Here is a 7,065-nt window from a genome sequence, read left to right as displayed (position 1 = left end):
CACGGTGACCATCGTCCTGTCCCGCGGGATGACCGCCCACCCGAATTCGCTGACCACGCTGGACTATCCGCGCGGCAACCTCGCCTTCCGGTGGTTCCTGGCCGACGGGGTGCCGGAGCGTCCGGAGGTGCGACTCGTCAAGGCGACCGACGCGCCCACGGCCGTTCGCTGACGCCCCGGCCGCCGAGCGTGTGGCCCGGGTACGAAAACCGTCGTTAATTTGTCCATATCCCCCACGGTCGGGGTTTAGCCGATCTCGCCGACCAGCTCGATGGCCCGGCCGAGCGTGCCAAGCTTCGCATCCAGCGTGTCGCCGGCCGGATACAGCCGCACGGTGTTCACGCCGGCGTCCCGCCACACGCTGAGCCGGGCGCGAACCATCTCCTCGGTGCCGATCAGCGTGGTGGCCAACACCATCTCGTCGGTGACCAGTGCGGCCGCGCCGTCGCGGTCGCCGCGCTGCCAGCGTTCGCGTACCTCGGCGGCGATCTCGGACCAGCCTTGGCGGCTGTAGGCCTGGTTGTAGTAGTTCGTGCTGGACGAGCCCATGCCGCCCAGGCTGAAGGCGAGCTCCTTTTTGCGGCCCGCGACCATGCCGCGCAACTCCTGCTCGTCGGCAGCGAAGGCGACTTCGGCGCCCTGGCAGATGTCGACGTCGGCGCGGGTGCGGCCGGCGGCGGCCAAGCCCTCGTCGAGGTGTGAGAAGTAGGCCTCGCCGGCACCCTCCGGGACGAAGCTGGTGCCCAGCCACCCGTCGGCGGTCCGACCCGTCAACCGCAGCATCGCCGGTGAGAGCGCGGCAAGGTAGATCGGGATCGGGTGCTCGGGCCGGGTCGACAACCGCATCGGCACCCCTTCGCCGCCGGGCAGCGGAATGTGGAATTGCTTGCCGGAGTAGGACACTTTGCCGCCGGCGAAGACCTGCCGCACGATGTCGACCGTTTCGGAGATGCGCGCCAGGGGCCGGCTGAAGGAGACGCCGTGCAGGCCCTCGATCACTTGCGGGCCGGATGCGCCGAGCCCGAGGAGGAATCGTCCGCCCGACAGGTTGGACAGCGTGATGGCGGTCTGCGCGACCATGACCGGCGAGCGGACGCCCACCTGCAGGACACCGGAGCCCAGTAGGACCCGCTCGGTCCGCGCCGCGAGGTAGCCGAGCGCCGAGGGCGCGTCGGAGCCCCAGGCCTCGGCGACCCAGCACACGTCGAGGCCCAGTCGTTCCGCTTCGACGACGAAAGCGGCGGTTTCGCCCGCGGCGCTGGACAACTCGACCGTCGTCGCGGTGCGCATCAGCGCACCCCGTGTTCGGCCAGCCTCTTGATCGCCGCGAGTGTCTTGCCGATCGCGGCCTCGAACTCGCGCATCCGCACGAACACGATTTTCTGCTCCTTGTCGGGCATCGACTCGATGGCCACCGACAACCCCGAACGGCCCGGCCCCATCTGCATCCAGTAGCTCAGCGCGGTGCCGCCGTCGCGGGGCGTCAGCCTGAACCGCCACATCGCCGCGGGATTGTCGGGTTCGCCTACGGCCCAGGAGAATTCACGCGGTTCGTCGTATGCGACGATCTGGGAGGTGGTGCTCCATTGCCCGAACGCGTCGTGCTGGTTGTGTCCGACGAAGCGCGCGCCCACGCACGGGGCGTCGGCACCCTCGGCCCACTCGACGGCTTGCAACTCGTTGCTCAGGGTCGGCATCAGCTTGATGTCGGAAACCAGGCTCCACACCCGGGCCGGATCCGCATCGATCCACGTCGATGCCTCCACCGTCGGTTTGTCCGCATAGCGTGCGCCGGTCCACTCCACGCAGCCCATTGTCCCCCGCGCGCAAGGCCCGGTTTGCGCGTGGGGGACGTGGGCGACCGTCAGGCGGCCACGGGCACCGGATCGGCCGAGCGGTCGCCGGTAACCTTCCGCACCATGGAGTCGGGGAACGTCAGCCGAACGATCTTGCGGACGACCGTCCCGAACTGCCTCAGCAGCGGGCCGCGGTTGTAGGGGATGCCGTAGCGCTCACAGATCTCCTGCACCTCCGGCGCGATCTCGGCGTACCGGCGTGCCGGCATGTCCGGGAACAGGTGGTGCTCGATCTGGTGGGAGAGGTTGCCCGATAGCAGGTGAAAGAGCTTGCCGCCGGTCAGGTTTGCCGAACCGAGGACCTGCCGGAAGTACCACATGCCGCGCGACTCGTCCTTGGTCTCCTCGACGGTGAACTCCTGGGTGCCGTCGGGGAAATGGCCGCAGAAGATGATCATGTACGACCACACGTTGCGCATCAGGTTGGCCGACAGGTTGCCCGCGAAGACGAACGGCGCGAAGGGGCCGGCCAGCAGCGGGAAGGCCACGTAGTCCTTCAGCGTCTGCCGGCGAGTCTTCTTCCAGATCTCGCGCAGCACCTCGCGCTTGTCGGCGAATTCGATCTCACCCGCGCGGATGCGCTCGGTTTCCAGCTCGTGCAGCGCGACGCCGTACTGGAACAGCACCATCAGCAGGAAGGCGTAGAGCGGGTTGCCCAGGAAGTAGGGCTCCCAGCGCTGGTCTTCGCTCATCCGCAGGATGCCGTAGCCGATGTCGCGGTCCATCCCCACGATGTTGGTGTGGGTGTGGTGCATGTAGTTGTGCGAATGCCGCCACTGATCGGCCGGGCACGCGGTGTCCCACTCGAAGGACCGGCCGGAGATGGTCGGGTCACGCATCCAGTCGTATTGACCGTGCATGATGTTGTGGCCGATCTCCATGTTGTCCAGGATCTTGGACAAGCCGAGCATCGTGGTTCCCAGCAGCCAGGCGGGCGGCAGGAAGAGCAGCGCGCGCCCGCCGACCTCCAGCGCTCGCTGCGCTTTGATGACGCGGCGAATGTAGTCGGCGTCCTCGGCTCCCAGGCTGGCCATCACGCGCTCCCTGATGGCGTCCAGCTCGCGGCCGAATGCGTCGGCCTGTTCGGGGGTCAGGCTGATCTTGTTCTGTGTCATGGCTTTTCCTCTCGGAAATTTCTGGCGGCTAGAGCGATAGGTCGACATCGCCGACGGGGACGGACACGCAGATCTGCACGTCCTCGTCGGGTCCGGTGGACACGGCGCCGGTGATCAGGTTGCGCACCGTTCCGGCGGTCTTCCGTCGGGTGCAGGTGTGGCAGATGCCCATCCGGCAGCCGTTCTCGGGTGACAGGCCGGCGGATTCCGCCTGTTCCAGCAGCGAGCGTCCGTCGTCGACGACGTCAACCCCGCTGTCGGCGAAGGTGACCTTGCCGCCCGACGGGCTGGCGGGCGCCTCGACCGACGGCGGCACGAAGCTTTCGGTGTAGACGTTGTCGCAGTGGTCCCGCACGGCATCGACCAAAGGCGTTGGGCCGCAGACGAACACCGCGTCGGGTGAGGTCATGGCGGCGTCCAGATGCGCGGCGCCGAACCGGCCTTCCAGATCGCCACCGCCGGATCGGGTGTAGCCGTGCAGCACGCGGACGCCGGGCAGGGTCGCCAGCTCGTCGCGGTAGCAGGCCTCGGCCGAGTTGCGTGCGTAGTGCACGAACGCGATCTCGCCCGGGTGATTCTCGGCGACCAGCGTGCGCAGCATCGCCATCACCGGAGTGATGCCGCTGCCACCGGAGACGAAGAGGATCCGGTTCGGTCGGTTTGCCGGCAACACGAAGTCGCCACCCACGCCCGTCAAGCCGACCACCATGCCGCGACGGCCTTGCTCGTACAGGTAGTTGGAGACCAGGCCGCCGTCGTGCCGGCCGATGGTCAGCTCGAGATTGGCGGCTCCTTCGACATTGGCCGGGGAGTAGCAGCGGGTGTGCCGGCGACCGTCGATCTCGACGGCGAGGTTGACGTACTGGCCGGCTTGGACCGTCCAGGCGGAGGTGAAGCTTTCGTTCGGGGCCAGCGTGAGGGTGACGCTGCGCGCGGTGGTGCGGCGCACGTCGATCACCTTGGCGCGGGCCTGGCCCAGCGTCCAGGTCGGGTCCACCAGCTCGGTGTAACGGTCGACACCGTGCGGCCCGGTGAGCAGATCGAGGAGGTCGGAACCCAACACCCGCTTCCGAAGAGTTCGGGCGAGGGCCCGACTCGAAGTAGTTTGAGTGAACATATGTACACCGTGCAGCCGCACCACCCGGTCAGTCAAGGGTTTACTGCAGGTCTGTGGTAGGGTTCACACAGTGAACAGCCGTACTCCTAGCTCACGGGTGCGCGGTTCTGGTCGCGAGCGCGTGCGCGAAAGCCGGTCGCGTGAGGAGCGCAAGGAGGCGACCCGGCGCGCCATCATCGCCGCGGCCCTCAAGCTGCTGCAGGACCGCAGCTTTTCCAGCCTCAGCCTGCGGGAGGTGACCCGCGAGGTCGGGATCGTGCCTGCGGCGTTCTACCGCCACTTCGAGTCGATGGAGGCACTGGGGCTGGTCCTGATCGACGAATCATTCCGCAGCCTGCGCGATACCCTGCGTGAAGCCCGCGCCGGGAAGCTCGACCCGAACCGAGTCATCGAGTCATCGGTGGAGATACTGGTCGCCAGCGTCGCGCAGCGGCGCGAACATTGGCGGTTCATCGCGCGCGAACGCAACAGCGGGCTGAGCGTCTTGCGCTACGCCATCCGGACCGAGATCCGGTTGATCACCTCCGAGCTGGCGACCGACCTGGCCCGCTTCCCGCGGCTGCACGAGTGGACCACCGAGGACCTCAACGTCCTGGCGACCCTGTTCGTCAACGCGATGATCGTCATCGCCGAGGCGATCGAGGACGCGCAGAGCGCCGAGGCGCTCGAAGACATCCGGCGGATCGCCGTCAAGCAACTGCGGATGATCGCGATCGGCATCGCCGGCTGGAAGAGCACCCCTTAGCGGGCGCCCAGCCGCCGCATGCGCAGTGAACAGTCGGACACTGGCCGCATCACTCCGTCGTCTGGGTGATGTCCGGCGCCGCGTTCTCGTCGACGACCTCATACAGCGACTCACCGTCCTCGGGCGCTCCGTCGATCTGGCCCCGATGAGCGCGTCCGGGCGGACCGTCGGTCGGCACGCCCGCGCCCGGCATGTCGGGCGAGACGTCGGGTTCCTCCTCGGCGAGCCGGGCGTCCAGGGATTCCCCCTCGCGCTCTTCCCGCGCCGTCATGCCGAAGCGGTTGGCCTCGCTCCAGTCCTCGGGAGGGTCGACCACGATGTCACCGTCGTCGTTGTGGAGTTCGTCGGAGTCGGTACCTTCGCTCGCGTTCAGGGTGTCGCCGGGCCCGCCCTCCTCGGGGAAGTCCGCGGGGTCGACCTCGGCTTGCGGGTTTTCGCTCATGCGGGATCGGTTGCCCGCCGGGTAGGGGGGCTAAACGCTACCGCGGCGTGCGCCACATCGCCCACATGGTGGGACCACCGTCGGGCAACACCAACTCGCGGGTCACCGTGAAACCGAAACGTTCGTAGTACGGCACGTTTTCGGGCTTGCTCGATTCGAGATACGCCGGACAGTATTCGGCATCGCAGCGGTCAAGCCGGGACCGCATCAGGGCCTGGCCGAAGCCTTGGCCGCGGACGGACGGGTCGCTCCCGATGGCGGCCAGATACCAGTGCGGCTCTTCGGGATGCGTGCGCTTCATCAATTCCTGCACGCCGCGGGCCCTCGTCGCGCGCATGCCGAACACGCGCAGGAAAGTCGGGGTCATCGCCAGTTCGCCCAGGCGCGTCTCCCGCCAACGGTTGGGCGGATCCCAGAGTGCCGCCGCGCCGATGCCCGGGCCGTCGCAGGCCACCTCGACGCCGCCACAGCCCAGATGATGGTGTCGCGTCATCGTGCCGAAGACCCGGTGCAAGTTCGCGGTGCGCGCCCTGTCGTCGGGCAGCAGCCAGGTCATCACCGGGTCGTCGTAAAAGGCACGCGCCAGGGTGCGCGACAGTTCGCGGACATCGGCCTTCCGCGCAGGGCGCGCCTGGGGGGTCACCCGAGTCAGGTTAGCGGTTACCCGCATCCGGGGTGTCATCGCCGAACCGGTGGGTACGTTGTTTCGATGACCGGCGTTTCGCGTCGCGCATTCGGGCGGGCGGCCGCCGGTGCGGGCATGCTCGGCGCCGCCGGGCTCGGTGCCGGCTGCGGGCGGCCGGGCACCGACCACGCCGCGCCCGGTTCCCCACCACCGCCCGCGGCCAGGCCGGTGGGTCTGGTGCTCTCGCACGAGCAGTTCCGCACCGAACAACTCGTGGCGCAGGCCCAGGCGGCCGAACAGGCCGGCTTTGCCCACGTCTGGGCCAGCGACCACATCCAGCCATGGCAGGACAACGAGGGCCATTCGATGTTCCCGTGGTTGACCCTGGCGCTGGTCGGCAACGCCACCAACCGCGTCTCGTTCGGTACCGGCGTGACCTGCCCCACCTACCGCTACCACCCGGCCGTGGTGGCCCAGGCCTTTGCCTCGCTGGCCATCCTGTATCCCGGACGGGTGTTCCTGGGAGTCGGGACCGGGGAACGGCTGAACGAACAGGCGAGCACCAACGCGTTCGGCAACTACACCGAGCGCCACGACCGGCTGGTCGAAGCGATCAGCCTGATCCGACAGTTGTGGAGCGGATCACGAATCTCGTTCGCCGGTCGGTACTTTCAGACCAACGCGTTGAAGCTTTACGACACGCCCGCCAGCCCCACGCCGATCTTCGTGGCGGCCAGCGGGCCCAAGAGTGCGACGATGGCCGGCCAATACGGCGACGGCTGGATCGGTCAGGCACGCGACGTCACGAATCCGGCGCTGCTGGCGGCGTTCGGCGCCGGCGCGCGCGCCGCAGGCCGCGACCCGGGCGGCATGGGCAAGCGGGCCGAGCTGTTCGCCGTCGTCGGCGACGCCGCAGAGGCCGCCGCCGCGGCAAATCTGTGGCGCTTCACCGCCGGCGCCGTCGACCAGCCGAATCCGGTCGAAATCCAGCGCGCCGCGCAGGCCAACCCCATCGACAAGGTGCTGGCGAACTGGACGGTCGGAACCGACGCGACACCCCACGTCAAGGCGGTGCAGGCGATCCTGGACGCGGGCGCCGTCCCGTTTTTGCACTTCCCGCAGGGCAATCCGCTGACGGCCATCGAGTTCTACCGCACCAACGTCT

General features: G+C 68.3%; 8 protein-coding genes. 2 read left to right on the top strand and 6 right to left on the bottom strand.

Going from position 1 to position 7,065, the window contains the following annotated elements:
- Positions 1-246: 246 nt before the first annotated feature.
- From A9X05_RS12250 to A9X05_RS12235, 4 genes are read right to left on the bottom strand one after another with little or no spacing between them, the layout of a single operon-like run.
- Entirely contained in the window at positions 247-1,290 is a 1,044-nt protein-coding gene (locus A9X05_RS12250; RefSeq protein WP_067781625.1) for an LLM class flavin-dependent oxidoreductase, read from the bottom strand.
- Positions 1,290-1,814, bottom strand: a complete 525-nt coding sequence (locus A9X05_RS12245; protein ID WP_197499039.1) for an SRPBCC family protein — start codon at positions 1,812-1,814, stop codon at positions 1,290-1,292. The genes A9X05_RS12250 and A9X05_RS12245 overlap by 1 nt, the downstream gene beginning before the upstream one ends.
- Positions 1,815-1,864: 50 nt before the next feature.
- Entirely contained in the window at positions 1,865-2,971 is a 1,107-nt protein-coding gene (locus A9X05_RS12240; RefSeq protein ID WP_067755334.1) for an acyl-CoA desaturase, read from the bottom strand.
- 28 nt (positions 2,972-2,999) lie between these two features.
- Positions 3,000-4,088 (bottom strand): ferredoxin reductase, encoded by a 1,089-nt coding sequence (locus tag A9X05_RS12235; RefSeq protein WP_067781622.1) that lies wholly within the window; start codon positions 4,086-4,088, stop codon positions 3,000-3,002.
- A 97-nt stretch (positions 4,089-4,185) separates the two neighbouring features.
- Here A9X05_RS12235 and A9X05_RS12230 point away from each other — a divergent pair, with 97 nt between their 5' ends.
- Positions 4,186-4,833 (top strand): TetR family transcriptional regulator, encoded by a 648-nt coding sequence (locus A9X05_RS12230; protein ID WP_197499038.1) that lies wholly within the window; start codon positions 4,186-4,188, stop codon positions 4,831-4,833.
- Between the two features lie 49 nt (positions 4,834-4,882).
- On the opposite strand, the gene A9X05_RS12225 is transcribed toward A9X05_RS12230, so the two are convergent.
- The gene (locus tag A9X05_RS12225; protein ID WP_067781619.1) at positions 4,883-5,275 is read right to left on the bottom strand and encodes a hypothetical protein; all 393 of its coding nucleotides are present in this window, start codon (positions 5,273-5,275) and stop codon (positions 4,883-4,885) included.
- A gap of 37 nt (positions 5,276-5,312) precedes the next feature.
- Positions 5,313-5,918, bottom strand: a complete 606-nt coding sequence (locus tag A9X05_RS12220) for a GNAT family N-acetyltransferase (protein ID WP_067755342.1) — start codon at positions 5,916-5,918, stop codon at positions 5,313-5,315.
- Positions 5,919-5,984: 66 nt separating this feature from the next.
- On the opposite strand from A9X05_RS12220, the gene A9X05_RS12215 reads away from it, so the two are divergent.
- On the top strand, positions 5,985-7,065 hold a 1,081-nt coding region (locus A9X05_RS12215), incomplete at its 3' end, for a F420-dependent hydroxymycolic acid dehydrogenase (protein WP_067781628.1).

This window comes from Mycobacterium sp. E3298, from assembly GCF_001666895.1.
Classification (GTDB): Bacteria; Actinomycetota; Actinomycetes; order Mycobacteriales; family Mycobacteriaceae; genus Mycobacterium.
This window is presented reverse-complemented; position numbering and strand designations above follow the sequence as displayed.